Raw genomic sequence first — 25,915 nt, 5'->3', positions numbered from 1 at the left:
CATCCCCGAGGAACCACCCATGCCCGAGACGACGCCGGCTTCGCCGGATCCCGCGCCGGCGCCGCCCGCGCCGCCCACCATCCCGCCCCAGGAGATCCCCGTGACCACCACCGCCCCGCCCGAGCCCACGCGCGCCGCGCCGCCGGCGCCCGACCTGGACGCCATCCGCGCCGAGGCGGACCGCGCCGCCGTCGAGCGCATTGCCGCCTATGAGCCGGTGCTGGCCGCCGCCCGCGGCCTGGTGACCCCCGACATGCTCGATACCATGCGCGAGGCCGCCATCCGCGACCGCGTCTCCCCGGAGGTGCTGCGCGGCCGGCTGTGGGAGGCCTTCACCGGTGGCGCCGCGCGCCCGTCCCTGCCGGCGCGCCCCGACACCGGCCCCTCCAACGAGGACCCGTCACAGATCCTGGACGCCATGGCCGAGGCGCTCGCCGCCCGCACCATGCCCGGCTACCAGGCGCCGGCGACCGGCCGCCACACCGAGTTCCTGGGCTGGCGCCCCTCCGACATGATTGGCGAGCTGCTCCGCGCCCGCGGCGAGCGGAACGTCCCGCGCAACCCGACCATCCTCGCCGAGCGCGCCTTCCACACCACCTCCGACTTCCCGGCGCTGCTCTCGGCCGCGGCCAACAAGATGCTGCTGGCCGCCTACGCCCCGGCCGCGCCCACCTACCGCACGCTGTTCCTCCGCCGCGATTTTCGGGACTTCAAGCCGCATCGGCACCTGCGCGTGGGCGACTTCCCGACGCTGCTGCCGCTGTCGGAGAATGGCGAGGTCCAGGCCGGCACCATGTCCGAGAGCCAGGAGCTGGTGTTCCTGCAGACCTTCGCCCGGCGCATCCGCGTCACGCGGCAGATGCTGGTGAATGACGACCTCGGCGCCTTCACTGACTTCGCCAGCATGATCGGCCGGCGTGTCGCGGACTTCGAGAATGCGACGGCCTATGCGTTGGTAAACAGCGCGGGCGGCGACGGCCCCACGCTCACCGCCGGTGCGGCCGCCGTGTTCGGCACGGCGGCGGCACGCGCCAATAAGGCCGGCGCGGGCACCGCGCTCGACCTGCCGAACCTGGCGCTGGGCCGTGCCGCGGTGATGCGCCAGAAGACCCTCGACGGCCTGCCGATCGCGGTCGGCGCGCAGATGCGCCTGCTGGTCGGGCCGAACCAGGAACTGGCAGCGCGGCAGCTCACCGTTTCCGTCCAGGCGACCCAGACCAGCAACGCCAACGTCTATGCGGGCTTCGTGCAGCCGCTGGTCGAGCCGCTGATCCCTGCCAACCGCTGGTACCTGTTCTCGGATCCGATGGCGGCTCCGGTCTACGTCTACGGCTACCTGAACGGCGCCGAGGGGCCGCAAGTCACCACGGGCAATGTCCAGGGCGTTGACGGCGTCGAGGTCAGCGTGATCTTCGACTTCGGCGTGGGCGCCATCGACTGGCGCGGCGCCTGGTTCAACCCGGGCACCTGATCCAGCATCCCCTCGCCACCGTCACAGCTTGGTGGTGGCGAAGGGGTTGTGGACCGTCACGCCACGCCAGGTGAACCCGTGCTGCATGTCCTCGGAGAGCAGCATTCGGCAGTCGGCCTGCGCAGCCGCCGCCAGCATCACCGAATCCCACAGCGCCAGACGATGTGTGGTGGCGATCTCCATCGCCTCCACCATCACCGCCGGCGTGGTGCCGATCACCGGATAGCTGTCGGACCAAGCCAGGACCGCGGTACGGGCATCGGCAGGTTCACGCCGGGCCTTGCGTGTCAGCACGACGAACAGCTCGCCGAGTGCCTGTGCGGGGACCAGCACATCCGCACCGTCGAATCCACGCAGGATATCGAGCGCGGTGGCGCGCCGATCCTCGCCGTTCACGCCCTCGGCGTAGGCCAGGACATTGGTATCGAGCGCCAGACGCATCTCAGCGCTCGTACAGATCGTCGCGGCTCCAGCGGCCGACATCGACCACGGGCTGCGCGGAGAGCCGGGCCAGCAATTCGGCTCTCGCCGCGCCGCGTGCGGCATCGGCGGCATCGCAGGGCACGAGCCGCGCCACGGGCTTGCCGTGGGCGGTCACGACGAAGCTACGGCCTTCCTCCCTGACCTCGCGGAGCAGGCGGGAGAAGGCGCGGTTGGCGTCAGCGGCGGAGATGGCGGTGTCCATCTCTCGATAATAGTGAAATGCACTACTTCACGCAACCCCCGATGCCGGGCCTCGGCTGCTGCGTCTGGGCTCCCGCCACCCCCACCATCACTGGAGACCTCATCCCGATGCGAAACTATGTGCAGCCGGGCGACAGCCTGGCACTCGCCGTCCCCTACGCGGGCGGCGTCACCTCCGGCCAGGGCGTCCTGGTCGGCGCGCTCTTCGGCGTGGCCGCCGTCGATGGCGTGCAGAACGCCGTCATTGAATGCCAGACCAAGGGCGTCTTCGACATCACCAAGGAGCCGGCGCTCGCCATCACCGCCGGCGCCCGGGTCTTCTGGGACAACACGAACCGGCGCCTCACCACCACCGCCACCGGCAATTTCCAGGTGGGCCTCGCCACGGTGGCGGCGCTCGCGGCGGACACCACCGTCCGCGCCGTGCTGCTGCGCGTTCCGGCGCTCGGCACGTGAGTATCGATCCGAAGGCCACGCGGGGCTATCGCAACCGCAACCCGGGCAACATCGAGCACGTCTCGGCCAACAAATGGCAGGGGCTGGCCGAGCCGCCGTCGGATGGGCGCTTCTGCCGCTTCACCAGCCATGAACTCGGCATCCGCGCGCTGGCGGCGCTGCTGGTCACCTATCAGGACCGGCATAAGCTGCGCACGCCGCGGGCGATCATCGAGCGTTGGGCGCCCAAGGTGGAGAACGACACCGCCGCATACATCGCGGTGGTCGCGCGGCGGATCGGGGTCGGGCCGGATGATGCGATCGACCTCCATCGGCACGAGCACCTGCGCCCGCTTGTGGAGGCCATCATCCACCATGAATGCGCCGGGCTTTCCTATCCGGCCGCGGTGATCGATCGCGCACTGACCCTCGCGGGCGTCCCCCCGGCCGCGCCGGTGACCCTGCGCGAGGTGGCCGCCATCACCGGCACCGGTCGCGGTGCCGTGCTGGTGGGCGCGGCGGGTATCGCCACCGCCGTGGCGCAGGCCGCGCCGGCGATCCAGGCGCTCGGCACCCTGGCGCCGGCCGTCGCCATCGCGGTCATCGTGGCGGCGGTGGTGGGCGTCCTCGCCTGGCGGCTGCGGCGGCCAGCGTGAGCGCCTTCGCCGCGGCCATGGAGGCGTTGGCCGCTGATCCGAACATCGGTGCGGATGCACTCTACCGGGCCGGTGGCACCGGCGCGCCAGTTCCCCTGCGTGTGGTCCGCTCAGCACCGGACCGGCTCGGCGATGCCTTCGGCACCAGTGTCATCCAGGCGAGCGACGTGCTGACGGTGGCCATCGCCGTGCTGCCAGCCGTGGACGCCGACGACACCTTCACCCTCGGCGCCGACACCCTGACCGTCCAGCACGCCGAGCGCGACGCTGCCGGCATCGCCTGGCGCGTCTTCTGCCGCCGATAGGAGCACCACCATGATCGACCCGGAGCGCATCGGCGGCATTGTCGGCGAGGCGCTGCTCGCCGGCGCCCTCGGTGCGCTCGGCGCGATGGCGCGCTTCTCCTCCACCGACCGGCCGCTCCTGACCCGCGCCTATCTGCTGCACGCGCTGGCGGGCGGCAGCCTGGGCACCGGCGCCTGGCTGATCGCCCATGCCTTCGAGCTCGATGGCTGGTGGCTGTTTGCCGTGGCCTGGCTGGCCGGGACGCTGGGCTATGCCGCGCTGCACGACCTGCTGCTGCGCATTCTCAGCCGCAAATTCGGTGGGCGCTGAGTCATGCGCCTCGGTGCCGCCATCGTCGGCGATCTTCGCAAGGTGCTGGCCGATGAGGTGAAGGCGGGTGAGCGCGCGGCCATGACCGCCATCCGCGCCGAGACGGAGCAGGTGAAGGCCGAGCTACGCCGGCAGGTCACCACCGCCTTCTCCGGCAACGCGCGTGGCATCGCCAATGCCTGGCGGTCGATGATTTTCCCGCGGTCCGGGCAGTCACTGCGGCCGGCGGGGCTGGTCTTTACGAAGGTGCCCAACGTCATTGACGCCTTCGAGCGCGGCGCGCTGATCCGCGCCAAGGGTGGCGGCAAGTTCCTGGCGATCCCGACCGGCTTCAACGCCGCACGCGGGCGCAGGGGCCGCGGCGAGAAGGGCATGCGGGTCACGCCCGCGCAGATGGTCGCCTCCGGGCAGGCCTTCCTCCGGCCCTTCAAGTCCGGTCGGGGCTTCGTCTGGTGCCTGCCGCTGCGGCAGGGCGAGCAGACGGGCCGGCGGCGACGCACCCGGCTGGTGGCGGGCGGTGTGACAGAAGTCGGCACCGCCAACCGCAAGGGGCGCGAAGCCTGGGCGCGCGGCCTGCTGGAACAGGGGATGGTGCCGATGTTCCTGCTGCTGCCGCAGGTAAAGCTCGCCAAGCGGCTCGACGTGCGCGGCGCGGCCGAGCGCGGGCTGCGCCGCCTGCCGGGGCGCTTCGTGGCGGCCTGGGAACGCGAGAGCGGGAGGGCAGCGTGAGCGCGCGCGAGACTGCCATCGCGGCGCTGCACAGCCAGCTGGTCACGTCCCTGGCCGTTCGGAACCCGGCGCCGACCGTGCTGCGCGGCGAGACCATCCCGCAGCGCATCCCCGCCGGTGGACTGGTCGTGGTCCGTGACGGCGAGACGGTGGAGGAGACGCCGATCCTCTCGCCGCTCGCCTGGCAAGTCGAGCATCGCGCCGAGGTCGAAATCACCGTCGCCAGCGCCACGCCGACTGCGCGCAACACCCTGCTCGACGCGCTGCTGGTGGATGTGGCCGCGGCCATCGCTGCCAACCGCACGCTCGGCGGCTCTGTCGAATGGGCACAGCCCGGCAGCGCGTCCTTCGACGATGTCGAGTTCGAGGGCGCTGCCGCGGCCCGCGCCGCTGCTGTCCCCGTGACCCTCTGGTTCACTGTCGCCGGCTCGCCGCTGGCCTGATCCCCCTCCAGGAGAACGCCTATGCCCCGTGCCATCGGCGCGAACTGCCGCCTGCTCATGCTGCCCGAAACCGTCTACGGCACCGCGCCGGGCAGCAACTGGCGGCGCATGCCGTTTCTGTCCTGCGATCTCGGCGCCGAGCAGCCGCTGCTCGATGCCGATGTCATCGGGGTCGGCAGCAACCGGGATCCGGCGGCGCCCTTCCTGGACACGGTTACGGTCGCTGGCCAGGCGGTGGTGCCGGTCGACCTGATCAACATCGGCCACTGGCTGCGGCTGCTGCTCGGCGCGCCCACCACCACCGGCACCACGAACTTCATCCACACCTTCGCGTCGGGCGCGGCCTCGCTGCCGAGCAACGCGATGGAGATCGGTTATCCGGACGTGCCGTCCTTCGACGTGTGCACGGGCGTGCGCGCCGACACGCTGGAACTGGACTTCACCCCGACCGGCGCGGCGACGGCCACCTTCGGGCTGCTGGGACAGGGCTCGGTGCGCACCGGCGCGACGTCAGGCGGCACGCCGACAAGCGCCGCGTACACCGCTTTCAACAAGGCACAGGGATCCATCACCCGCAGCGGCTCGGCGCTGGCGCAGGTCACCGGAGCGCGGCTCACCTTTGCTAACGGAATGGAGGCGGTGCGCACCATCCGCGCCGATCGGCGCGTCGAGGGCGTGGACCCTGGCATCGCGCGCTGCACGGGTCAGATCACCGTGCGCTTTGAGAACACGACGCTGCTGGCCCAGGCGCAGGCCGGCACCGCGGCAGAGTTCGCGCTGGCCTTCACCATCGACGCCAACCGCAGCCTGACCATCACGCTGCACGAGGTCTATCTCGCGCTGGCCAAGACGCCGATCGAGGGGCCAGCCGGCGTGGAGGCGAGCTTCGATTTCCGAGCTGCGTTCAATGCGACCGCGACGCGCATGATGACGGCGGTGCTGCGGAACCAGCAGGCCGGGACGGAATACGCGTGAGCTTGACCGTCGGTAGCGATAGTTGGCTTTGTGAGGCAAGCGGCTGTCCCACTGCAGGATGCGATGTCACTATGGGCACGTCCACGCCGTCTGATCTTCAAAGCTAACGGCCGGAAGACGGACGTTTATCAGTCGGCAACGGTTCGCCCACCACCACAACGTAGGCAGGCGAGCCAAGCTGGGGATAGAACTGCAACCGCACAGCGTGGAGGCCGTTTCCGGGCCCATCTGCTACCTGACCCAGCGTGAGCAGCGTCGTGGTTGCAGGGTCAACTTCATGCGGTGCGTCCTGCGGCCCGCCGCCCACGTACTTGGATAGGTCGTGGCTCTCGTTGAGTATGGCTTCTGTCAAGAAAGGTTGAAATCCATCTAGGCCCAAGCGCGACACTGCGAATGCGTGGGCAGTCTTCGCCAGGAAACGGAGAAAGTGGTCGCGGTTAACGGCCCCAACCTTGACTGCCACGTGAAGGCTTCCAGTCTCCTCCGCGACGCGACGTGCCAGTTTGCTTGCCGTGCCTTCATCGCAATAGGTCCATGGTTTGCCGTGATCGTCGCCGGGTTCTGCGTTGAGCCTCATCATGCGCGCCTCTGGAAGCTGCCAGAGATTTAAGGCAAGCGGTGCGTCTGCAATGCGATAGCTTCGCTCCCCTAGGTCCCGAATGACTTCGCCGCGGTCGTTCACCTCCAAGAAGTGTAAACTGGTGTGGGTAGGGCGGTTTTTCGGTTTGGTTCGGCTGGGAGCGTCCACCTGAATGCGGAAGACACCCAGCTGTTTACGAAGGACTTCCTGCTCATATGGCTGAATTCTTTCGGCGCATGACTTGCAGGCAGCATCTTCGAAGATGACAGTATTTCCGCCGAGCGCAAACGGGATGATGTGCTCGTCGGTCAGGTTCTCCGTACCCAGGCAGTAGATGCAGCGGCCCGGTGTGGGAATGCGTTGCTGTTCATGCTTGTCCAGATCGTACTCCCACAATTCCATTCTAGTTTCCTCACTGGCAGCCGGCAGTGCTGGCGACAGGTTCAGGGACGCATCTCGACACCGGCGGAGGAGAGCCTTTGCTCGGCCAAGCTGCGAATGCGCTCGTCGAAGATGTCTTTGAACTCGAGCACGATCCACTCGGCGGTCATATCGTGCAGCCCCGCTTCGATCATCTGCTCGAAACCGGATGTTCCGGATGTTCGATCGACCAATTTTTCAAAGGCAAGCTGTGCACCATGGCGCTCAAGCATTGGACGCGTCCTGCTGGCGCGCTTTCCAGTGAGCGCCTCGAAGGCAGCGATCCCTTCAATCCATCGCCGAGCAAGCGGGTCATCTGCATCCTGGCCAGCCAGCTCGGCCAATCGGCGCAATCCCGCACGTTGCATGGCCTCTGCCTGCGGTTGGCCTAATTGGCCGGCCGCCAACTGCGCTTTGGCGTTGCGCATGATTGCGCGCACCGAATCAGCGCTCCCCGACGCTCCGATGGCGGCCAGGGCTTTCTGAAATTTGGCGTCGTCCAGGCTCTGTGCCACCGCGTTTCTTCCACTGTTGATTTTCCGACCAGCAAGCCGCAACCGCGCTCGCGTGATCAGCCATCCTCGCCAGAGAGATCAGCCAGCAGGACAGCGAGGTCTTGCGATGCATGAACGACCCGCAGAATACGCGGGGGATTCTGGTCCGGCTCGTAGACGATCAGATAGGGGAAACGCCTCAGCACAAAAAAGCGGAATCGCTCGGGCGCGAATTCAGTGCGGACGGGCCCAATCATCGGATGTTCGCCGATTGCCTTCGCCGCCTCGTTCGCCGTGATGCGCAGTCGATCTGCTGCTGCTGGGTCGTCGCGGCTGATCCATCCCACCGCAGTGCGGAGGTCAGCCAGCGCCTCGCGCGTGAACCTCGCCGCGGCCGGCCTTCGGGCGCGACTCAAACGCGCTGCTTGGCAGCGGCGATCACCGCCTTCAGTTCAGCATCTACATCTTCGGCGGAGAGGGTGCCTTCATGGTCCGCCCGCTCGCTGACGTCGCACAGCATGGCGACGAACCGCTCACGGCGTTCCTCGGCCTCCTGCATCAGGCGGAGCGCATGACGCATGACCTCGCTGGCGCTGGTGAACCGGCCCGAGGCCACGCGGGTGTCGATGAAGCTCTGCTGCTCCGGCGTGAGGCTGACATTTGGCACGAAACACTCTCCCTCGGCGCGCATGGCCAACTTGGCCATCGGCGGCCGCAGGGTCAAGACCCACCACACAGGGGAACTCCGCATGCTGACCCTCGACCTCCCGGTTGAGCCGTACTGGCTCGACCTGCCGCGCGGCGTGCGCGTGGAAATCCGCCCCGTCACCACCGCCGTGATGGCCGCCGCCCAGGCCGGCTCCGCCCGCCGTCTCGGCGCGCTGCGGACAGCGGAGGCCGACCTCGACCCCGACATGGCCCGCGGCCTGGCCTTTGCCTTCCTGGTCAAGGCGCTGGCACGCCACGCCGTCACGGCCTGGGAGGGCGTCGGCGACGCCGCCGGCAAGCCGCTGCCGCTCTCTCCCGAGGCCGTCGAGCGCCTGATGGACATGGACGAGATGGCCGCCGCCTTCTGGGACCGCGCCACAGGCCCGGTCGCCGCCGTGGCGCTGGAGGGAAACGGCTAAGGGCTCGAGCCGAATGGCACTTCGGCCAGGGCCCTGACTATTGCCGAGGCTGCGCGGCTCTCGATCGCGACTGCGGCCTGGCCTGTCCCTACGCCGCGCACGCGCCGGCCAGTATCGAGGGCGCCGCAGCCTGGGCCGCCGGCACCACCTGCGCCACGGCGACGATGGCCGGCCTCGACCTCGACATGCCGGCGGCGCTCGCCACTGCCCGCGAGATGGGCGCCTCTGGCTGGGCCGCGGCCGAACTCCTGCTCGCCATGCGCATGGGCCTCGCGGCCGGCAGCGCCTCTCGCCGCCCCGACAACTCCACCGACGCAGGAGGCGTGACGCATGGCTGACGCCACCCGCCGCGTTTCTGTCCGCCTGTCGCTGGACGACGCTGCCCGCGTCAAGCAGGAGCTGCGCGAGGTCGGCGAGACCGGCCAGCGCAGCCTGGAGCGGATCCAGGGCGGCGCCGATCGTGCCTCCCGCGCGCTCGACCTGCTCGATGTCGCGGTCCGCGGCGTGCAGATCGCCGGCCTCGCCGCCGGGCTGCGCGCCGTGGTCGTCGCCGGGGACGCGCTCACCCAGTCCATGGGGCGGCTCAACACGGCGCTGGGCTCGGTCGAGCGTGCCGGCGAGATCTACGACCGCCTCTACCGCGACAGCCTGCAGACCGGCGTCGCGGCCCGCGAGAGCGTCGACGCCTTCGCCCGCTTCTCGATCGCCGCGCGGGAGATCGGCGCCACCTCCGATCAGGTCGCCACGCTGGTCGGCGGCCTCCAGCGCATCGCCATCGCGTCGGGCGCCAGCCAGCAGGAGATCGCCTCCAGCACGCAGCAGCTCGCCCAAGCGTTGGCCTCCGGCACGCTGCAGGGCGATGAGCTACGCTCGATCCTGGAAGGCCTGCCGGCATTGGCGCAGGCTCTGGCCCGCGAGCTCGGCGTCTCCATCGGCGAGCTCCGCAAGCTCGGCTCCGAGGGCAAGCTCACCGCCGACACGGTGTTCCCGGCGCTGCTGCGCGCCGTCGAACGGCTGAATGGCGAGTTCGAGCGCGCGCCGCTCTCGGTCGGCCGCGCCTTCGGCCAGCTGACGGCCGCGGCCGACCAATTCCTGGCGCGGCTCGACCAGGCCATCGGTCTGTCCAACGCGCTGGCGCGTGCGCTCTCCGGCGCCGCCCGCGTGCTGGACGGGGTGCGCCGCGGCTCCGGCCTGCTGCTGCCCAGCGAGCAGGAGGCCGACCGCCGCGCCCAGGCCGAGGCCCTGCGCGCCCAGATCGCCCGCCTCGAGGCGGAGAACGACGGCCGCGACAGCCTGCGTTCCCAGCCCCGGCGCGGTTCGATCAGCGGCGGGCTGGTCGGCGCCGCCCAACAGCAGGCCGGCATCGACCGAGCCGCGCGGCTGGAGGAGCTGCGCCGGCAGTACCAGGAGCTGTCGGAGGAGATCACCCGCGGGGAGGCGGCCGCCGGCGAGCGCCAGCGCACCGAGCAGGAGGGCGCCGCCGCCCAGGCCGCCGAGGCCCGCCGCCGCCGCACCGCCGCGGATGCGGAGGAGCTGCGCAAGGCGCTGGACGACCGCTTTCGCATCAACAGCGAGTACGAGGACCGCGTCCGCCGCCTGCGCGAGGCCGAGGCCGCCGGCGGCATCACCGCCGCCGATCGCACCCAGCTGGAAACGCTGGCCCTCCGGGAACGCGACGAGGCCCTGCGCCGCATCGAGGGCACCACGCGTCGCGTGGCCGCGATCCCGCGCCCCGACCGCGAGGCCGAGCGCGAGATCAACGATATCATCCGCGAGCGCGAGCGGCTGATCCAGAACAACGAGAACGCCCAGGAGCGGTACACCCGGCGTCTCGAAACCCTCGGCCGGCTGGTGGAGCGCTCGGAGCGCATCGGCCAGCCCATCCCGGACGAGACCGTCTCGCGCGAGGCCAATGCCGCGCTGGAGGAGCTGGAACGCAGCCAGCAGCGCGTGCAGCAGGCCACGGAGCGCACCAGCAACACGGCGCGCGAACTCGGCCTGACCTTCTCCTCCGCCTTCGAGGACGCGATCATCAAGGGCGAAAGCTTCTCGAAGGTGCTGCAGGGCATCCTGCAGGACATCGCCCGCATCGTCGTCCGGCGCACCATCACCGAGCCGCTCGGCACGGCGGTGACCTCCAGCCTGGCCGGCTTTGATTTCGGCTCGATCTTCTCGGGGCTCGGCTCGGCGCTGGGCGGCCTGTTCCGCGCCGAGGGCGGGCCGGTGGCGGGTGGCCAGCCCTACATCGTGGGCGAGCGCGGGCCCGAATGGTTCGTGCCGAACCGCAGCGGCACGGTGCTGCCCAATGGCATGGCGCCAGGCGGCCCGGTGATCAACCAAAGCATCACCATCGATGCGCGCGGCGCCGATGCCGGCGTCGAGGCGCGGCTGCGCGTGCTCTCGGCGCAGATCGTGCGCCAGGCCAGCGCGGCCACGCTCGACGCCATTCGCCGCGGCGGCAGCGCCACCTCCATCGTGCGGGGATAGGGCCCAGGAGGGCATCATGACGGAATACGCCTGGCCCAGCGTGCTGCGCCCGTCGCGGCTGAGCTTCTACCTGCAGCACAACACCTTGCGCTTTGTCTCGCCCGTGACCCGCGCCACGCAGGTGCTGCGGCGGGAGGGCGCGCGCTGGGTGGCCGAGGCGAGCTTCGAACCGTTGGGCCGCGTGCAGGCGGGCGTGATGGACGGGCTGCTGGCCGCACTGGCCGGCTCGGCCAATACGGTCCGCATCTGGGACTGGCGGCGGGAATACCGCACCGGCGATCCGCGCAGCCAGGGCGATGTGCCGACCGGGCCCTACAGCTTCTCCGACGCCACCATCTTCACCGACGGGACCGGGCTGGTCGTCGGCTCTGGCAATCCGTCACTGGCGGCGGGTGCCCCCCGCGGCGCGCTGTCCATCGTGACGCAGGGCTGGTGGCCCAGCACGGTGGCGGTCGGCGCCGGCGACTACATCGGGCTGGGCGGGCGGCTCTACATCGCCACCGCCGCGGTCGCCGCCTCCGGGGCTGGCACCGCCACCATCGCCATCGCGCCACCGCTGCGCGCCGCGGTCGTGGTGGGCGAGCCGCTGATCCTGTCCCTGCCGAGCGTACCGATGCGGCTGGTGTCGGACGACGAGGCGGCGAACCCGACGCGGCCCGGGCCCTTCGCCGCCGTCACCATCCGCATGGAGGAGGCGCTGTAGTCATGTCCGGCACCCCACGCCTCAGCAATCAGGCGGCCGCCGCCGCTACCGCGCCGATCGCCACGCCGGTGGTGCTGGTCGAGCTCGACTTCGCCACCGGCCCCTTTCGCGTCTGGACCGGGCTCGGCCCGCTGGATTGGGCGGGGAAGGTGTTCGAGGGCGCTGGCAGCATCGGCGCCATCTCGGATGTCGAGGAGACGGTGGAGCTGCGAGCCGTCCGCCTGACGCTCGCGCTGTCGCCGGTGCCGCAGGAGGTGGTGGATATCGCACTCGCCGAGCGCAGCTACCGGCTGCGGCCGGTCACGCTGTGGGGCGCGCTGCTCGATGCGCAGGGGGCCTTTGTGGCGGACCCGTTCCCTCTCTGGGCCGGGCTGATGGACACGATGGAGGTCACGGACGGCGCGGAGCCCTCCGTGGCGCTGGCCTGTGAGAGCCGGCTGGTGGACCTCGAGCGCGCCGAGGTGCGGCGCTACACGGACGCCGACCAGCAGGCCGAATATCCCGGGGATCGCTTCTTCGAGTTCGTCCCCGCCCTGCAGGAGGCGGAGATCCGACTGCCGATCCAGTGATCCGGCTGCCCGACTGGCCGCAGCGGCTGGCGGCGCTGATCACGGCAGCCGAGCATCGGCCCTTCGATGCGGTGCGCTGGAACTGCGGGCGCTTCGCCATGGCGGCGGTGGTCGCCTGCACGGGCCAACAGCCGGCGTGGCAGCACCGACCCACGCTCCCCGCGATGGCGGACACGGCCGGCTACCCGCGCGTGTCGGTCCCCTTCGCGCGCGCGGGTGACGTGGTGCTCGCCACCGACCCCGACCGCCTCGGCGTGGTGCTGGACGCAGGCCGCGCCGCCTTCGTCGGTCCCGCGGGGCTCCTGCGCCTCCCCACCACCGCCTGCACCATCGCCTGGAGGGTTGGCTGATGCCCGTCGCCATCCCCTTCATCGCCGCCGCGGCAGGTGCCGCCGCCTCCGCCGTCATTGGTGGCGGCGTCCTGGGCGCCGTGGCTGCCGCCGGCGCGGCCCTGGTGGTCTCCGCCGTGGGTGCCGCCGTCTTCCGCCCCAAGTCGCCCTCCGCCGCCCGTAGCGCCAACTTCACGCCAGGCACCGACACCGGTCCCGGCTCCGGCTTCGATCCCCGCACGCCCGGCGCCGGCCGCACCCAGTCCTTCCGCCAGCCCATCACCGAGCACCAGATCGTCTTCGGCCGCTGCCGCACCTCCGGCCCCGTGGTGTTCCTGCATTCCGCTACCGACGATGAGGGCCGCGCCGACGGCTTCCTGCATGTCGTCGTGGTCCTGGCCGCCCATCGCGTCCGCGCCATCGGCGAGGTGTTCCTCAACGGAACCGCCTCCACCGACGCGAAGTTCGCCGGCCTGCTGCGCATCGACCGGGCGCTGGGTGATCCCGGGCAGGTGGCCAATGCCAATCTGGTCGCGGATACCGGCGGCCAATGGACCGCAGCCCATCGCGGCCAGGGGCGCGCCTATCTCGCTGTGCGCCTCAAGCTGCGGCCCGAGGCCTTCCCCTCCGGCGCGCCCAGCCTCTCCGCCATCGTGGAGGGCGCGGACACCATCCTCGATCCGCGCACCGGCGCCACCGGTTGGTCCGACAATCCGGCACTCTGCCTGGCCTGGTACCTGACCTCGCCTTTTGGGTGGCGCGCCGCGTGGGCCGATATCGACCTGCCAGCGCTGATGGCCGCGGCCAACATCTGCGACGAGATCATGGGCCGGCGCGATGGCACCGCCGAGCGGCGCTACACCGTCAACGGGGCCGTCACACTCGGCGAGGGCAAGATTGCCATCACCCGCAAGCTGGTCGCCGCCATGGCGGGCGCGCTGGTGGTGAGCGGGGGGCGCTTCTACATCCATGCGGGTGCACCAGCGCTGCCGGCCGCGACACTCACCTCCGACGATTTGCGCGGCGATGTCACCATCGTCGGCTCGCGTCCCCGGCGGGATCTCTTCAACGGGGTGCGTGCCGTCTATGTCGAGCCCGCCGCGGCCTGGCAGCCGACCGATGCGCCACCGCTACTCGCCAGCAACTATGTCACCGAGGATGGCGGCGAGGCGATCTACCGGGACATGGAGTTCCCGCTCACCACCTCCGCGGCGACGGTGCAGCGGCTGATGAAAATCGAGCTGGAGCGCAACCGGCGCCAGCGCGAGGTGGCGATGCAGGCCAATCTCTCGGCGCTGCGCCTGCGGCCCTGGGATGGGGTGACGGTCGCGCTGGAACGGCTCACCCCATTCCCGGCGCGGGTGACGGGCTGGGCCCTGGCGCCGGATGGTGGGGTGAACCTGCAACTGGCCGAGGAGGACCCCGCCGTCTGGGCGTGGAACCCGGCGACGGATGAGCGCGCGACAGGGCAGAACCCGTCCGTGGTGCTGCCAAACCCGGGCGTGATTGCCGCGCCGGCTTCGATCCAGGTGGAGACGCCGCTTGGGACGACCTTCACGGCGATCGCCGTCTCCTGGTCGGCAGTCGGCTCTGCCTATCTCGCCGGCTACGAGATCGAGTTCCGCCCCACCTCGGTCGCCGTGTGGCAGGGCTACGCAGGGGGCTTCGGCGCCACCGCCGTCGCCATCCCGACCGCCGAGCCGACCGCCTTTCGCGTGCGGGCGCAGGCGCGCAGCGGGGCAGTCTCGGGCTGGCGCGAGGCGCTGGTGCCGGCCGTCGCGTCAGGCCTGGCCGCGACCGGCATCACCGGCGGCGTGCGCCTGTCGGGCGGCTTTCCCGCGGACGCCGTCCGGCTGCAGGTGTTCGAGGCGAGCAGCGCCAGCCTGTCCGCGGCCGTGAAGCTCGCCAGCGAGCCGACTGCACTGCCCTGGGACCGCACCGGGCTCACCACCGGCCAAGCCCGCTGGTACTGGCTCCGCAGCGTCTCGGCCGAGGGCAACGTCTCCGCCTTCACCGGCCCGGTCACCGCCACTGCCCTCTGATCGGAGAACGCTATGCCGGCGCGCATCGATGACTTGCTGGTCCTCAACGCCAATCTCAACAAGAGCGACTTCGCGAAGTACCTGCGCGATCGTGAGGCGGTGCTGCCGAATGACTTCGGCGGGCTGGGCGATGGAGTGGCCGATGATCGCACCTCCATCCAGGCCGCCTTCGATCGTGCCGGGGCGGACCAGAAATTCGCGATGATCCCGCCAGGCACCTGGAACGTCTCCGGCACCGTGACGCTGCCGGGTGGCGCGCGCGGGCTGATCATGCAGGGCACCATCCGCTACACCGGCACGGCGCCCACCTCCGTGCTCGTGCTCGGCGATGGCGGCACCATCCGGAACGCCGAGAAGCTCTACACCGGCCTGAACGTCATTCGGCAGACGCAGTCCGACTGGTCCTCCGAGGCCGATATCGGCATCACCGTGCGCAACGTCGATGCCAGCCAGATCGAGCTCCGCCGGGTGGAGGGCTTCACCATCGGCATGCGCACGCTGGGCGATGGCCGCGGCGTGGAGGACAGCACCTTCACGCTGGGGCGCATCGTCAACAACCGCATCGGCCTCGACATCTGGTGCGCCACCGCCACCGCCTGGAACACCTCGATCCGCTACTACGGTGGGCACTTCGCCCAGGCGACGGGGGTGAACGCCGCGCAGGACCGCTTCGGCGTGCGCTTCGGGAATGAGCCCGGCGCCTATACCAACCACAACCGTCACGTCTTCGACGCGCCGAACTTCGAGCTGCGCCAGGCCGGCAGCAACATCGCCATCCCCTTCCTGAACGAGACCTCGGGCTCCGCCATCATCGCGCGCAACATGCGCATGGAGGCCTGCTCGCCGCTGGCCGCCCGCCACACCGCCGGGGCGCAGGACTGCGAATACGACATCGCCTGGACCAACACCTACCTGGTGGGTATCGACTACACCGCGACGGCCAACCGCTGCGGCAATGCGGTGATCAACCGGCACCGCGCGCCGGCGTCGCGCTTCCAGCGCTTTCTCGCGGGGGTGCCGAACACCCGGGCCGCGGCATTCCGGCAGTCGGCAACGGAGATCGGCGTGGAGGGGCTGATCACCATCGCCACCTCGACCACCACCGCGACCTTCATGGCGGATTTCTGCTTCAACGGGCTGGCGGATGTCGCGCCGACCGATCGCGCGGTGACGCTGGCAGCAAACCGTGGACTGGGGTGGATGCTCGATACCTCCCAGGCGAAGGAGTTCGCGCTGGCGCATTGGCTGACGAGCGGCGCCTCGGGCGGGCGGCTGTTCGTGCGCGTGTTCGATGGGGCGGGGAACGTGCGCGAAGACATCGCGGGCGATGTGCTCGCCTCCATCACCACGATGCAGTGGAACGGGCCGGCAAAGGGGTGGAATGCCGGTGCGCCGATGGACGACGCCAACTTCAATCGGCGGCAGACCATCCGCGTCGGTGCGTCCGTGGCCTACGCGCAGGTGGGGGTGATCGGGTTCGACGGTCCGATCGACCTGCAATCCCTGCGGCTCTACGGGCTGCCGGAGGCCGCACCCGCGGTGCTGAATGGCACGCCGCTGTTGACCGGGGCGCTGTTCGGCTCGGGGCGGCGGGAATTCGCGGCGGAGGTTTCCTGGGATCTGCCCAGCCTGGCACCCGGGGCAACCGCGCTGCTCGACGTCACGGTGAACGGGGCACGCGCCGGCGACATGGCGACGGCATCGCTGGTGTCGTCCACGCGGTTTATCGAGCTCGACGCTGCAGTGTGGTCGAACAACACAGTGCGGGTGATGGCGCGGAACATCTCCGCGGCGACGTTCGATCTGGCAGCGGCGACGCTATCGGTTGAGATCGTAAAGCGGCGAATCCCATAACCATCCACGATCGAGGAGTGGCCGCCTCTGACCCTTCAGCGCATCGCGCCCGATTCTAGCGGGGCCAGCGCCGGTGGAGCTCATCAATCACGAAGGCATGGCTGTGACGGATCGATCCTGTTGGATCGGGTCGAGCATCACCCAGATGCGCATGCCTAGGCGGAAGCCGAGCATGGAGGTGCTCGATCTCCTCCACATCAGGCCTCGGCCAAAGCACCATCGCCGCAACCAGCCCCAGGGCTACGGTCGCCAGGCCGGTCCCCAGCATGGACAGCACCTGGGCCGCGAAGAGACAGAGATAGGTCAGGATGGTGAGCGGGCTGAACATGTCCTTTGCTAGCCGCCGGGCCATGTGCCGGCACAAGCATATCCCCTCATCCCCGCATTTCCTCCGGGGGGCGGATGTGGCGGAAGGCCCACAGCAGCGCTAGATCGTAGCCGATCTTAAGCACGCCGCAGATGATGAAGGGCGTCGCCTGCCACCCGGCCGCGAAGATCGCTCCGGCAATGGCGGGGCCCGCCGCCGCCGCTAAGCTGCGCGGAACGGCGGTGAAACTGGCCGCCGCGGTGCGCTCAGGCGGCGTCACCACCGCCATGACGTAGGAGGTCCGTGTCGGCACATCCATCTGCGACAGCGCCGAGCGGAGCAGCAGGAGCCCCAGCGCCCACTCGATGCCGGGCGCGAACATCGCCGCGATCAGGCAAAGGCTGGACGGGATGTGGGTGAAGACCATGGTGTTGATCAACCCAATCCGCCCGGCTAGCCAGGCCGCGACCGGAAACGAGAAAGCCGAAAGCACCCCCGTCCAGAAGAAGAACAGGCCCGCCTGCGCCAGCGATAGGTCGAAGCGCTCGAAAAGCCACAGCGCCAGCAGCGCCTGAACGGCAAGGCCGCCGGCGAAGCTGTCCACGCTGAACAGGGCCGCCAGCTTGAGGACGATCCCCCGCGAGGGGCCGAGCGGTGCATGGGCGGCCTGTCGCGCCTCGGGCGGCAGGCGCGGCAACGCGCGATAGCCCAGCCAGCAGGCAACGCCGAGCACGGCGTAGAGCAGGAAGGCAGAACGAAATGCCGTCAGTTCGCCCAGGCCGAGTGCGACGAGGCCATCCGCCCCGCCTGCAGCCAGTGCGCCGCCGGCGGCGGCGAAGGAGCCCACGAAGCTGTAGCGCGCGAAGACGGCGGTGCGCGTGCCGTCCTGCGCGGCTCGCGTCAGCATCGTCTGTTCCAGCGGCGCGAAGATGCTCACGCTGCCAGCCGAGGGGTTGATGGTGCCAACCAGGGCGATAGCCATCAGCATGGCGAGGCCGGTCGCGAAGACGAAGCCGAGGCCTGTCGCGGTCATCAGCCCGGCGGCCAGCAGTAGCAGCACACGCGGGTCGGCGCGCGCGCCCAGCAGACCCACTCCCAGCGTCATCAGCGCCGATCCAAGTAGCGCCAAGGTCGAGACGGCACCGATCTCCGCCGCGCCATAGCCCAGCGCCAGGAACCACGCCGGCAGCAGCACGGCGACCAGGCCGTCGCCAAAATCGCGGAAGCCACGCGCCCAAAGGATCCGGCGCATGGCGGGTCTGGCTTCGTGCTCCGGAAGTGAGGTCATGGAGTGGTAGGCTGCAACACGCCGACCACCGGGGCGGCGATGAGCTTTGCACGCTCCGCCAGCCTCGTCACAGCAACTGCAGCAGATGCAGGACGACGCCAGCAGCGGCAGTAATGCCGAGGGTGCGCAGGACGCCCTGCTTCAGCCGGAACAGTGCAACCGCCGCCAGGATGGCGAGCGCCAGCGCCGCAAGATCGAGACTGGTCGGCAGCGGCAGGCTAACGGCCACCGGACCGAATCGAACATCCACCAGGTCTCGGAACAGCACGCGCAGCCCAAACCAGACGGCTAGGTTCGCGACCACGCCGACGACTGCGGCGGTGATGGCGGCGAGCGCGCCCGACAGCGCCTTGTTGTCCTGCAGCTTCTCGATGACCGGCGCGCCGAGGAAGACGAAGGCGAAGCACGGTGCGAAGGTCACCCACAGCACGAGCCCGGAGGCAATGATGCCGCCACCCAGGCCGCTCAACCCCTCCGGCGCGCGGAAACCAGCCAGGAACCCCACAAACTGCAGCACCAGGATGAGCGGCCCCGGCGTGGTCTCGGCGAGGCCGAGGCCGGCCAACATCTCCGTGGCAGACAGCCAGCCATAGGCCTGCACCGCGTCCTGCGCGACATAGGCGAGCACCGCATAAGCGCCACCCACCGTCACCACCGCCATCTTAGAGAAGAACCAGGCGATGTCGGCGTAGGTTCCGCCAACCATCGCCATCAGCACGGCGACCGGCACGAGCCACAGCGCCAGCGCCACCATACCCGCCTTGCGGGCCTCCGCCGCAAGCCGCGCCGGCCGCCCTGGGTCAGCCGCCAGCACGGCGTCGATCAGCGCCACCGCATCGCCCTTGGCTTGGCCGTGACTACCAGCTGAGAAATGGCCGGGCGCCAGATAGCCGATGATGCCGGCGGCGAGGACCACGGCCGGAAAAGGCAGGTTGAGGAAGAACAACGCGACGAAGGCAGCTGCCGCCAGCACCCAGGCGGCCCGGCCCTTCAAGGCACGCCGCCCAATGCGCACCAGCGCCTCGACCACCAGCACCAGCACCGCGCATTTCAGTCCGAAGAACAGCGCGGCGATCAGCGGCACGTCACCGAGCGTCGCGTAGATCACCGACAGCACCAGCATGACCGCGGCACCGGGCAAGATGAACAGCAGCCCGGCGGCGAGCCCACCCTTCACGCCGTGCATGATCCAGCCGAGATAGGTTGCAAGCTGCTGCGCCTCGGGGCCCGGCAGCAGCGTGCAGAAGTTCAGAGCCTGGAGGAAACGGCGCTCGCCGATCCAGTGGCGGTCATCCACCACCTCCCGGTGCAGCAGGGCGATCTGCCCGGCAGGCCCGCCGAAGGATAGCAGGCCGATCTTCAGCCACACGCGCAGCGCCGCCGCGAAGCTGGGAAGGCGGGCCTCGGCCGCCGCCGCCGCTGCCTCGCTGGGGGTCGTTCGTACTTCGCTCATGCCCGGGCTCCGGGGGTGGGCCAGTTGTGGGTCTCCGCCGTGGCATCACGGGCCCAACGGAAGAAGGCGTCGTAGAGCGGCATCGCCGCGTCGAGCTGCGCGAGATCGTCACGGAACATGCGCGACAGGCCGAGCGACGCTGCCAGCAGTCCCGCAGCCTCCGGTGCCAGATCGAGCGCGGCAGTGTCCGCTCCGCGGACGATCAAGGCTAGACGCGCCAGAGCCTCGGAGCGCAGGCCGAACTCCTCGATCATGACGTCGAAAGTACAGAGCGGCCCCCGATGGCTCCAGAATACGCCTTCGATGTCGAAAGGCGTGGCACCAAAACGCTCCGCGACTGCGGGTACGTCCGATGGGGCGACGAAGAGGAAGGCGGCGCCGGGGTCGATGAAGCGGCGGATCAGCCAGGGGCAGGCAATGCGATCGATCTTCGGACGGGCGCGGGTGACCCAGACAGTCCTTCCCTCTGCGTCCCGTGGCGGCAAATGATCGGGCCGGATCAGGGGCACTTCGGCTGCGCCGGACCATGCCTCGAAACCACCCTCCAAGACCTCAGCACGGCCGCCCTTGAGGCGGATCCACGCGGCAACGCCCTGACTGAGCTTCATCCCGCGTTGGCAGACGATCACGCTGGAGCGGCCGGTGAAAGCATCAGCCCAGGTTGTGACGTTGCGGTAGTCGCGGCGCAGGCTGGCAGGCAGGAGCCGCGGGTCCCGAGCGAAGTCCTCATCGGTTCGAACATCGATGATGGTCGGGGCCTCGGGGAGACCCATGAGGCGAGCGAGCTGGGGAACAGTGATCGTGTCTGGGCTGGGCATGAGCGTCCACTCCTTGCGGTGACGGGGCACCGGAGCTCTGGACGCGATACTTGGGCCGAAGCCTCACGGGGCGATCGCGAAGCTCCCCTTGGACTAAAGATGGATGATGGAAGTTGGGTGCGTCAAGCGGCCGGGCACACCATTCTCCAAGGCTCCAGCCTAGAGACCGCCTGTACCGAGTCGCACTTCCTCCGCCAGATTCGTCCAGGTTCGCATGGCTACGCTGCTATTCGCTCTTGTTCGCGCAGCCCCTCCGGAGGCCATCACGTCCGCGGAGAGACATGCGAGGGGCCGTTCGTGACCGGCCGCACGCCACCCGTCGGTGCCTGTATGCAGATTCCCAACCCGCATCCGCAGCAAGGCAGTTGCCGGGCCGCGACAAGCGGCTAACCCCGCCTTCACACCGTCAAGGACCCGGGCGCGGCGGGAGCGCAGCGCGGCCTCGAACAGAACCTCCTTGATGGCGAAGTAGAGGAACACCGTCGCCCTCTCCGGCAAACCCATGCCGGTCCCGGGCGTGATCGGCGCCCTGCAGATCCCTGAGGTGCCGAGCGACACCGGAAACTCCCATGGCTCGGCCCAACATGGCGCAGGCGCGTATTTCGTCCGCAGCGTGGGCCGCGCCGTGAATGGTCAGCACCGCCTCACCCGGCGTCACGGCCGTCGCAATCCGGTCGCAACCCGGATACAGCAGGGCCTGTGCGGCAGTGAGCCCATGCCGTCCCGCCACAAGCCTGGCGACCGCACCGAAGCCGAGAAGGACCAGCGGCTGCCCCGCTACGCGGGGGTGCAGCGCCAGGGCAGCGAGCACCGCCTGCAGGCTGTCGCCCGGCGAGTGCGCCACCTCCAGCACCGAGAAGCCGGCACCCAGAAGCTGGTCCGTGTCGAGGCTGGCGCGGCTATCGGACCGGTCATTTCCGTGCAGGATCACGACAGCCGGGGTCCGCCGGTCTGGCGCGCCAGCGGGAAGCACCAGGGTTCCGACCGCCCCCGCGACTTCGAACAGCTCAGTCTCCTCGAACGGCTCCGCCGCTCCCTCACCCGCCCCTGCGGGCTCGGCCAGCAACAAGATCAGCGCGAAGGGGCGAACCGCCGCGACAAGTGAACGATAGTGCTGCCGCATTCGACTACCCTCCTGGGGGGAGGTGGCGCAGGCCAGCTTCGACCAGCCCTCCCTGAGCGATGATGCGTGCATGAAGATCGGCAGCCCCGCCGGCAAACGGTGTCTGCCCCGCGGTGCGCACGCGGCTGGCAAATGCGTCGTCAGACACAATCGCCCGGGTCGCTTCTTCCAGTGCTCGGCGCACCGTTGCCGGCTGGCGGGCATCGGCGAAGACGCCGACGAAACCCTCAAACTCGTATTTCGGGAAACCCTGCTCAGCGGCAGTCGCGAGGTCTGGAGCGGCAGCGGAGCGGGTCGAGTTCGTCACGGCCAGCAGCTTCAGGCGGCCTCCTCGTGCCTGCGGCAATGCGGTGGCTAGCGGCATGACGGCAAGCTGTATCCGCCCCTCGCCAAGGTCATTCAGCATGTCGGGAACGGCGCGGTACTGCACGCGAGTTAGACTGATGCCCTGTTCGGCTGCGAACGCTGCGAAGGCGATGGCGATGCCGCCCGGAGAGGATGCCCAGGTCAACGTTCCGGCTCCCGCGCGAGCCAGCCTCACCGCATCCGCCAGGTTGGCGGCCTGTAGAGCAGGGCTGGCAACGACGGCAATGTGGTCGATGGCGACGGTGGAAACAGAAGCGAACTGCTCCGTGCGGTATGGCAGGTTCGGGATGGTGGCCGGATTCACGGTGAAGAGACCGGCAAAGGAAAGCAAAAGCTTGTGATTGTCCTGGAGGCCCAGGAAGGCCATGGCCGCGATCACGCCGTCCCCGCCTGGCCGATTCTCCACCGTGACTGGCTGCCCCCAGCGGCGCGACAAGCCGTCGGCAAAGAGCCGAATCGTAGCTTCCGCGCCAACGCCGGAAGGGACAGGCGTAACCAGCCGGACCGGGCGGGCCGGGAAGGCCTCGGCCCGCGCGATTACGGGCAAACCGAAAGCAAAAAGCCCCGGCAACGCACGGCGGGGGAGGTTCATGACATCAGGCTCCAGCACTGGGTTCGCCGGGGAGGATAGACAGGCGCCGCTTGCCCTGGCGTTCTTGATTCAGGACGCTTCGTTCTGCCAAATCGAACGATGACAATCCGCGACACCCTCTTTGGTGACCTCGCGCTGCTTGAGCGCGTTGTGACAACTGGCGGCATCAGTGCCGCGGCAGCCGCGTTGGGCACGGCCAAGTCCTCGGTCAGCGCCCGCATCGGGGCACTTGAGGCGCAGGTCGGCGCGCGCCTTCTGATCCGTTCGAGCCGCGGCACCCGGCCGACACCCGCGGGTGAGCGCCTGCTCGAAGCCGGTCGCCGTCTCCGCGCTGAGGCAGAAGCTGCCCTCGCCGCTGCGCGGGGAGATGAGGGCGCCCTCGCCGGAACACTTCGCATCTCCTGTCCTGTCGGCATGGCCGATGCAGTGTTGGTGCCGCTGCTTGCGTCCTTCCTGGCGCAACATCCCGCCCTACGGCTCGACATCGCGGCGACCGACCGTATCGTCGATCCGCGGCAGGAGGGAATTGATGTTGCGTTCCGCTTCGGTTGGTTGCGGGGCGCTGAACTGGGGCTGGTGGCCCGCCGTATTGGGACGTTTGAGGGCGTCCTTTGCGCTGCTCCCGCCTACCTCGCTGGCGCGGGTGGCTCGCTGCGCCAGGTTGACGACCTCGGCCGCCACGCCTGGATTGGCTATGCCGGGTTCGGCGGGGAACGCCAGACGCTGTTGCTGACAGACGAGGGCGGCAAGCGTCATCAGGTCGCGCTGACTTGCCGTGTGCGCACCTCCTCGGCCATTCAGGTGCGGGATTGGGCGTTGGCGGCGCTCGGCGTGACACGACTGCCCCTGATGCTGATCGAACCGCAACTCGCAGCCGGCCAACTTGTCCGCGTACTGTCGCACTGCCGCTTCGACGGACCATCACTGTATGCGGTGTATTCACGCGATCGGTTACGGCCAGCGAGGGTGCAGGCGCTCCTGGGGCATCTCCAAATCCGACGCGCACCGCGTGAGGTGGAAGCGGGATCGCCAACTGCTTTCAGCCGGTGAGGCGCGTCTAACGGCACCCAGCAATCGCCCGTGCCGAATCGCACCCTCTCCGCCAGTTCCCGTACAAACCGTGCTCTCCGTCAGACCGTCGGGCCTGCTGAGTGGCGGGTTTCCTGGGGGTTTCGCGGCAGATCTGATGACGGCTCGACGCGGATACGGCCGAAAATCGCTCTCCGGAGGCATTTTCTCTCCGGTCCTCCCGACTTGGACGTTTCTAGTACGGAACTTAGAAACCCAGGTAAATGGCCGGTTTCAGGGCGGTCGAAACTCGCCTTGGTTCAAACCACAATTGCCCAAAATCGTTACTTCCACAGCGAACACTTCGGTACGGCGAGCTTGCAACCCGCGCGCCCTACTCCACGCTGACCGCTCGCTCTATCTCGTCGCCCTTGAAGCCGATCGCCTCCGCCTGCCGCACGCGGGGCAGCACGGCAACGTCGTAGAGTTCGTCGATCGTGTGCTCGAAGCGCATCCACTGCGCGATCTGGCCGGTCTGGGTGTCCACCACCAGCAGCCCGCAGCGCGGCGCCGCGTCCTTCTCGGCCAACAGCCGCCCAAGGGGCAGGCCCTCGAAGGTCTGGTTGCCGCGTGGCCGTGACAGCCCGACCACCGCCCAACGCCCGATGAAGGCCAGCCCCCGTGCATACCCCGGGCAGAAGCAGACCGGCGTGAAACGGCCATCGGCCGGGCTCACCACGCCAAGCTCACCACGGCCGGAATTGAGCATCCAGAGCCGGCCATCGCGGAGCCGGGGCGAATGCGGCATGGACAGGCCGCTGGCTACCACCTCCCCGCTCGCCACATCCAGCACCACGCCGCCATCCGTGCGGCGTTCGCGCCAGCTATCGGCCACATCGCTGCGACTGATGGCGGTAACGAAGGCGGGGCGGTCGCCATCCATGGCCAGGCCATTCAGGTGGCAGCGATCCTCGGGCACCAGCGCGCTGATGAAGGGCGGGCGCCAGAGCGGGCGGAAGCTCGCAGTCTCGCTGACCGCTGCAAGGCACGAATACAGCGTGTTGACGAAGATCGGCCCTGGCGCCGCCATGTCCGCCATGGTGCCCATGCCGATATCGTGCATGTCGATGCGGCCGGTGACGCGCGCTTCACGCGGAACAAAGCGGCGGTCGGCGCCCTGCGCGGTGCCCATGCCGGGCGGGAGATCATTGGCGAAGCGCCAGAGCATCGCCTTGCCGCTGACCCAGAGCGTGTCGCCATCGGTCCAGAGGCCCTGGCATTGTTCGATCAGGCGTTCATGCGCGCGCAAGCTGCCATCGGGCTTGAGTCCCAGGAAGATCAGCCGCCCGGCCTGGTAGGTGGTGAGCGCTAGGCTCAGCCCCGCCTCCGCCAGCCAGCCGGCGAAACCCTGGGAGGTGAGCATGAGCGGGCCCAACGGGGCGGCGGTGGGGGCGCTCATGCCGAGGCAGCGGCCAGCGGGCGGGCGGTCTGCGACGAAGCGCGCCCAGCATCATGAAGCCAAGCTGTCTGCGAGATCATGCGGCGTCCGATCTGAAAAGCGTGCGGAAGTGAACCCGGAACATGCATCAAGGCTGACCGGCATAGCGCAATCCATTGAACGGCGATGAGCTTCGGCTGCGAATCCCGAACCCTGCCGTTCTCGGACACCGTGCCCGCCGACCTCCACGCTACGCTGCCTCTGCCGGGCCTGTCACCGGTTGGCGACAAGCCCATCAGCGCCCGCTTCGACGGCGGGTCCCTCTCATCCGCTGGCGCTGCGGGAGGTCGAGACGCGGCTCGGCGTGGCCCGCGGCGTGTATCTCGGCGGCGACCAACGCGCCGGTGTCGAGGTCTTCCGCGCGCTTCGTCTGGTGCGCCAGCCGCGTGCGGCGGTCTTTCATCCGGGCGATGCGCGCGTCGGGATCGGTCGGGCCTTCCCACGCGGCGGTGGAGAGCTTCTTCCCCTTTCGGGCGCGATCCAGGGGGATGAGATCGTTGGCCGTCAGTCCCTCGATTCGGCTCTCTCGGGCCATGCGGGCGATCGTCGATGAAGACGATCGTCACTTGAATCGGCGGTCGAGCTCCGCCTGCGCAGGATAGGCGCTCGCCTTCCGCAGCATCTCGTTGGCCCCGCGCAGCTCCCGGCTCTCCCGCTCCACGGACTTCAGCCGTGCGGACATCTCTGTCGTCGGGTCAAGGCGGCACCCGTGTCGCGCTCCGCCTTGCTTGACCGCTCATTCAAGGTCTGCGCCGTGGAGCCGATCTTGCCGGCAATCGACTGGAGCGTCGCCCATCGGACGATGCTGGACCTCGCGCCCCAGCACCACTCGCACAGCGTGGTCCCGGA

General features: G+C 69.4%; 31 protein-coding genes. 18 read left to right on the top strand and 13 right to left on the bottom strand.

Features of this window, described 5'->3' with window-relative positions; all coding sequences use genetic code 11:
• On the top strand, positions 1-1,471 hold a 1,471-nt coding region (locus J3S20_RS22790; protein ID WP_216838842.1), incomplete at its 5' end, for a Mu-like prophage major head subunit gpT family protein.
• Between the two features lie 21 nt (positions 1,472-1,492).
• Here J3S20_RS22790 and J3S20_RS22785 read toward each other — a convergent pair.
• Both J3S20_RS22785 and J3S20_RS22780 read right to left on the bottom strand, forming a co-directional pair.
• Entirely contained in the window at positions 1,493-1,912 is a 420-nt protein-coding gene (locus J3S20_RS22785) for a PIN domain-containing protein (protein WP_216838841.1), read from the bottom strand.
• A gap of 1 nt (position 1,913) precedes the next feature.
• Positions 1,914-2,156, bottom strand: coding sequence for a type II toxin-antitoxin system Phd/YefM family antitoxin (locus tag J3S20_RS22780; protein ID WP_216838840.1), 243 nt, complete (start codon positions 2,154-2,156; stop codon positions 1,914-1,916).
• 17 nt (positions 2,157-2,173) lie between these two features.
• Here J3S20_RS22780 and J3S20_RS22775 point away from each other — a divergent pair, with 17 nt between their 5' ends.
• The 7 genes from J3S20_RS22775 to J3S20_RS22745 are packed head-to-tail and all read left to right on the top strand — an operon-like array spanning position 2,174 to position 6,008.
• Positions 2,174-2,611 (top strand): DUF2190 family protein, encoded by a 438-nt coding sequence (locus J3S20_RS22775; RefSeq protein ID WP_246603162.1) that lies wholly within the window; start codon positions 2,174-2,176, stop codon positions 2,609-2,611.
• Positions 2,608-3,246 carry a structural protein gene (locus J3S20_RS22770; RefSeq protein ID WP_216838839.1) on the top strand — a complete coding sequence of 213 codons (639 nt, stop codon included), beginning with the start codon at positions 2,608-2,610 and terminating at the stop codon, positions 3,244-3,246. The genes J3S20_RS22775 and J3S20_RS22770 overlap by 4 nt, the downstream gene beginning before the upstream one ends.
• Positions 3,243-3,551, top strand: a complete 309-nt coding sequence (locus J3S20_RS22765) for a head-tail joining protein (RefSeq protein WP_343215279.1) — start codon at positions 3,243-3,245, stop codon at positions 3,549-3,551. The genes J3S20_RS22770 and J3S20_RS22765 overlap by 4 nt, the downstream gene beginning before the upstream one ends.
• Positions 3,552-3,561: 10 nt before the next feature.
• Positions 3,562-3,861, top strand: a complete 300-nt coding sequence (locus tag J3S20_RS22760) for a hypothetical protein (RefSeq protein WP_092963389.1) — start codon at positions 3,562-3,564, stop codon at positions 3,859-3,861.
• 3 nt (positions 3,862-3,864) lie between these two features.
• A complete protein-coding gene (locus J3S20_RS22755) occupies positions 3,865-4,590 on the top strand; it encodes a DUF6441 family protein (RefSeq protein WP_216838838.1) in 726 nt (241 codons plus the stop codon).
• Positions 4,587-5,033: a hypothetical protein gene (locus J3S20_RS22750; protein ID WP_216838837.1), complete on the top strand. Its 447-nt coding sequence runs from the start codon at positions 4,587-4,589 to the stop codon at positions 5,031-5,033. Before J3S20_RS22755 ends, J3S20_RS22750 begins: the two co-directional genes overlap by 4 nt.
• 21 nt (positions 5,034-5,054) lie before the next feature.
• Positions 5,055-6,008 (top strand): phage tail tube protein, encoded by a 954-nt coding sequence (locus tag J3S20_RS22745; protein WP_216838836.1) that lies wholly within the window; start codon positions 5,055-5,057, stop codon positions 6,006-6,008.
• Between the two features lie 103 nt (positions 6,009-6,111).
• Here J3S20_RS22745 and J3S20_RS22740 read toward each other — a convergent pair whose 3' ends face one another.
• Genes J3S20_RS22740 through J3S20_RS22725 form a run of 4 tightly spaced genes read right to left on the bottom strand, consistent with a single transcriptional unit; the run spans position 6,112 to position 8,208 of the window.
• Positions 6,112-6,990, bottom strand: coding sequence for an HNH endonuclease (locus J3S20_RS22740; RefSeq protein WP_216838835.1), 879 nt, complete (start codon positions 6,988-6,990; stop codon positions 6,112-6,114).
• Positions 6,991-7,031: 41 nt separating this feature from the next.
• Positions 7,032-7,523: a hypothetical protein gene (locus tag J3S20_RS22735; RefSeq protein WP_216838834.1), complete on the bottom strand. Its 492-nt coding sequence runs from the start codon at positions 7,521-7,523 to the stop codon at positions 7,032-7,034.
• A gap of 56 nt (positions 7,524-7,579) precedes the next feature.
• Positions 7,580-7,918 carry a type II toxin-antitoxin system RelE/ParE family toxin gene (locus J3S20_RS22730; RefSeq protein ID WP_216838833.1) on the bottom strand — a complete coding sequence of 113 codons (339 nt, stop codon included), beginning with the start codon at positions 7,916-7,918 and terminating at the stop codon, positions 7,580-7,582.
• Entirely contained in the window at positions 7,915-8,208 is a 294-nt protein-coding gene (locus tag J3S20_RS22725) for a type II toxin-antitoxin system ParD family antitoxin (protein ID WP_246603161.1), read from the bottom strand. The genes J3S20_RS22730 and J3S20_RS22725 overlap by 4 nt, the downstream gene beginning before the upstream one ends.
• Positions 8,209-8,251: 43 nt before the next feature.
• Here J3S20_RS22725 and J3S20_RS22720 point away from each other — a divergent pair, with 43 nt between their 5' ends.
• From J3S20_RS22720 to J3S20_RS22685, 8 genes are all read left to right on the top strand, one after another.
• Complete coding sequence (locus J3S20_RS22720) at positions 8,252-8,629, top strand: hypothetical protein (protein ID WP_216838832.1); 378 nt, start codon at positions 8,252-8,254, stop codon at positions 8,627-8,629.
• Positions 8,630-8,793: 164 nt separating this feature from the next.
• The gene (locus J3S20_RS22715; RefSeq protein WP_216838831.1) at positions 8,794-8,967 is read left to right on the top strand and encodes a hypothetical protein; all 174 of its coding nucleotides are present in this window, start codon (positions 8,794-8,796) and stop codon (positions 8,965-8,967) included.
• A complete protein-coding gene (locus tag J3S20_RS22710; protein ID WP_216838830.1) occupies positions 8,960-11,116 on the top strand; it encodes a tape measure protein in 2,157 nt (718 codons plus the stop codon). Before J3S20_RS22715 ends, J3S20_RS22710 begins: the two co-directional genes overlap by 8 nt.
• A gap of 16 nt (positions 11,117-11,132) precedes the next feature.
• Complete coding sequence (locus J3S20_RS22705) at positions 11,133-11,819, top strand: hypothetical protein (RefSeq protein ID WP_216838829.1); 687 nt, start codon at positions 11,133-11,135, stop codon at positions 11,817-11,819.
• 2 nt (positions 11,820-11,821) lie between these two features.
• Complete coding sequence (locus J3S20_RS22700; protein ID WP_132287612.1) at positions 11,822-12,388, top strand: hypothetical protein; 567 nt, start codon at positions 11,822-11,824, stop codon at positions 12,386-12,388.
• Positions 12,385-12,738 carry a DUF6950 family protein gene (locus J3S20_RS22695; RefSeq protein ID WP_343215278.1) on the top strand — a complete coding sequence of 118 codons (354 nt, stop codon included), beginning with the start codon at positions 12,385-12,387 and terminating at the stop codon, positions 12,736-12,738. Before J3S20_RS22700 ends, J3S20_RS22695 begins: the two co-directional genes overlap by 4 nt.
• A complete protein-coding gene (locus tag J3S20_RS30950) occupies positions 12,738-14,759 on the top strand; it encodes a phage tail protein (protein ID WP_216838828.1) in 2,022 nt (673 codons plus the stop codon). Before J3S20_RS22695 ends, J3S20_RS30950 begins: the two co-directional genes overlap by 1 nt.
• Before the next feature lie 12 nt (positions 14,760-14,771).
• Positions 14,772-16,613 carry a glycoside hydrolase family 55 protein gene (locus tag J3S20_RS22685; RefSeq protein ID WP_216838827.1) on the top strand — a complete coding sequence of 614 codons (1,842 nt, stop codon included), beginning with the start codon at positions 14,772-14,774 and terminating at the stop codon, positions 16,611-16,613.
• Positions 16,614-16,668: 55 nt separating this feature from the next.
• Here the strand turns inward: J3S20_RS22685 and J3S20_RS22680 are convergent, their stop codons facing one another.
• The 4 genes from J3S20_RS22680 to J3S20_RS22665 form a co-directional block, all read right to left on the bottom strand.
• Positions 16,669-16,941: a hypothetical protein gene (locus J3S20_RS22680; protein ID WP_216838826.1), complete on the bottom strand. Its 273-nt coding sequence runs from the start codon at positions 16,939-16,941 to the stop codon at positions 16,669-16,671.
• Between the two features lie 46 nt (positions 16,942-16,987).
• Complete coding sequence (locus J3S20_RS22675; RefSeq protein ID WP_216838825.1) at positions 16,988-18,172, bottom strand: MFS transporter; 1,185 nt, start codon at positions 18,170-18,172, stop codon at positions 16,988-16,990.
• Positions 18,173-18,275: 103 nt separating this feature from the next.
• The gene (gene chrA, locus J3S20_RS22670; RefSeq protein ID WP_216838824.1) at positions 18,276-19,661 is read right to left on the bottom strand and encodes a chromate efflux transporter; all 1,386 of its coding nucleotides are present in this window, start codon (positions 19,659-19,661) and stop codon (positions 18,276-18,278) included.
• Positions 19,658-20,479: a chromate resistance protein ChrB domain-containing protein gene (locus tag J3S20_RS22665; protein WP_246603160.1), complete on the bottom strand. Its 822-nt coding sequence runs from the start codon at positions 20,477-20,479 to the stop codon at positions 19,658-19,660. The genes chrA and J3S20_RS22665 overlap by 4 nt, the downstream gene beginning before the upstream one ends.
• A 517-nt stretch (positions 20,480-20,996) precedes the next feature.
• Here J3S20_RS22665 and J3S20_RS22660 point away from each other — a divergent pair.
• On the top strand, positions 20,997-21,584 hold the full coding sequence (locus J3S20_RS22660) for a hypothetical protein (RefSeq protein ID WP_216838823.1): 588 nt from the start codon (positions 20,997-20,999) through the stop codon (positions 21,582-21,584).
• 22 nt (positions 21,585-21,606) lie between these two features.
• On the opposite strand, the gene J3S20_RS22655 is transcribed toward J3S20_RS22660, so the two are convergent.
• On the bottom strand, positions 21,607-22,560 hold the full coding sequence (locus J3S20_RS22655; RefSeq protein WP_216838822.1) for a Bug family tripartite tricarboxylate transporter substrate binding protein: 954 nt from the start codon (positions 22,558-22,560) through the stop codon (positions 21,607-21,609).
• 99 nt (positions 22,561-22,659) lie between these two features.
• Here J3S20_RS22655 and J3S20_RS22650 point away from each other — a divergent pair, with 99 nt between their 5' ends.
• Positions 22,660-23,610 carry a LysR family transcriptional regulator gene (locus J3S20_RS22650; RefSeq protein WP_216838821.1) on the top strand — a complete coding sequence of 317 codons (951 nt, stop codon included), beginning with the start codon at positions 22,660-22,662 and terminating at the stop codon, positions 23,608-23,610.
• A gap of 352 nt (positions 23,611-23,962) precedes the next feature.
• Here J3S20_RS22650 and J3S20_RS22645 read toward each other — a convergent pair whose 3' ends face one another.
• Positions 23,963-25,027, bottom strand: a complete 1,065-nt coding sequence (locus J3S20_RS22645; protein ID WP_216838820.1) for a TIGR03032 family protein — start codon at positions 25,025-25,027, stop codon at positions 23,963-23,965.
• 274 nt (positions 25,028-25,301) lie between these two features.
• Positions 25,302-25,601, bottom strand: coding sequence for a hypothetical protein (locus J3S20_RS22635; protein ID WP_216838887.1), 300 nt, complete (start codon positions 25,599-25,601; stop codon positions 25,302-25,304).
• Positions 25,602-25,915: the final 314 nt, after the last annotated feature.

This window comes from Falsiroseomonas tokyonensis (genome assembly GCF_019024325.1).
Classification (GTDB): Bacteria; Pseudomonadota; Alphaproteobacteria; order Acetobacterales; family Acetobacteraceae; genus Falsiroseomonas; species Falsiroseomonas tokyonensis.
Note: the sequence above shows the minus strand (reverse complement) of the source record. Positions and strands in the feature narration are given on the sequence as shown.

Excerpts from the sequence above, each read along its gene's own strand:
- J3S20_RS22705 (WP_216838829.1), top strand. The coding sequence starts at position 11,133 with ATGACGGAATACGCCTGGCCCAGCGTGCTGCGCCCGTCGCGGCTGAGC.
- J3S20_RS22785 (WP_216838841.1), bottom strand. The coding sequence starts at position 1,912 with ATGCGTCTGGCGCTCGATACCAATGTCCTGGCCTACGCCGAGGGCGTG.
- J3S20_RS22665 (WP_246603160.1), bottom strand. The coding sequence starts at position 20,479 with ATGCCCAGCCCAGACACGATCACTGTTCCCCAGCTCGCTCGCCTCATG.
- J3S20_RS22725 (WP_246603161.1), bottom strand. The coding sequence starts at position 8,208 with ATGGCCAAGTTGGCCATGCGCGCCGAGGGAGAGTGTTTCGTGCCAAAT.
- J3S20_RS22755 (WP_216838838.1), top strand. The coding sequence starts at position 3,865 with ATGCGCCTCGGTGCCGCCATCGTCGGCGATCTTCGCAAGGTGCTGGCC.
- J3S20_RS22680 (WP_216838826.1), bottom strand. The coding sequence starts at position 16,941 with ATGTTCAGCCCGCTCACCATCCTGACCTATCTCTGTCTCTTCGCGGCC.
- J3S20_RS22655 (WP_216838822.1), bottom strand. The coding sequence starts at position 22,560 with ATGAACCTCCCCCGCCGTGCGTTGCCGGGGCTTTTTGCTTTCGGTTTG.
- J3S20_RS22685 (WP_216838827.1), top strand. The coding sequence starts at position 14,772 with ATGCCGGCGCGCATCGATGACTTGCTGGTCCTCAACGCCAATCTCAAC.
- J3S20_RS22775 (WP_246603162.1), top strand. The coding sequence starts at position 2,174 with ATGCACTACTTCACGCAACCCCCGATGCCGGGCCTCGGCTGCTGCGTC.
- J3S20_RS22635 (WP_216838887.1), bottom strand. The coding sequence starts at position 25,601 with ATGGCCCGAGAGAGCCGAATCGAGGGACTGACGGCCAACGATCTCATC.
- J3S20_RS22645 (WP_216838820.1), bottom strand. The coding sequence starts at position 25,027 with ATGAGCGCCCCCACCGCCGCCCCGTTGGGCCCGCTCATGCTCACCTCC.
- J3S20_RS22760 (WP_092963389.1), top strand. The coding sequence starts at position 3,562 with ATGATCGACCCGGAGCGCATCGGCGGCATTGTCGGCGAGGCGCTGCTC.
- J3S20_RS22715 (WP_216838831.1), top strand. The coding sequence starts at position 8,794 with ATGGCCGGCCTCGACCTCGACATGCCGGCGGCGCTCGCCACTGCCCGC.
- J3S20_RS22745 (WP_216838836.1), top strand. The coding sequence starts at position 5,055 with ATGCCCCGTGCCATCGGCGCGAACTGCCGCCTGCTCATGCTGCCCGAA.
- J3S20_RS22720 (WP_216838832.1), top strand. The coding sequence starts at position 8,252 with ATGCTGACCCTCGACCTCCCGGTTGAGCCGTACTGGCTCGACCTGCCG.
- J3S20_RS22780 (WP_216838840.1), bottom strand. The coding sequence starts at position 2,156 with ATGGACACCGCCATCTCCGCCGCTGACGCCAACCGCGCCTTCTCCCGC.
- chrA (WP_216838824.1), bottom strand. The coding sequence starts at position 19,661 with ATGAGCGAAGTACGAACGACCCCCAGCGAGGCAGCGGCGGCGGCGGCC.
- J3S20_RS22650 (WP_216838821.1), top strand. The coding sequence starts at position 22,660 with ATGACAATCCGCGACACCCTCTTTGGTGACCTCGCGCTGCTTGAGCGC.
- J3S20_RS30950 (WP_216838828.1), top strand. The coding sequence starts at position 12,738 with ATGCCCGTCGCCATCCCCTTCATCGCCGCCGCGGCAGGTGCCGCCGCC.
- J3S20_RS22675 (WP_216838825.1), bottom strand. The coding sequence starts at position 18,172 with ATGCGCCGGATCCTTTGGGCGCGTGGCTTCCGCGATTTTGGCGACGGC.
- J3S20_RS22710 (WP_216838830.1), top strand. The coding sequence starts at position 8,960 with ATGGCTGACGCCACCCGCCGCGTTTCTGTCCGCCTGTCGCTGGACGAC.
- J3S20_RS22700 (WP_132287612.1), top strand. The coding sequence starts at position 11,822 with ATGTCCGGCACCCCACGCCTCAGCAATCAGGCGGCCGCCGCCGCTACC.
- J3S20_RS22740 (WP_216838835.1), bottom strand. The coding sequence starts at position 6,990 with ATGGAATTGTGGGAGTACGATCTGGACAAGCATGAACAGCAACGCATT.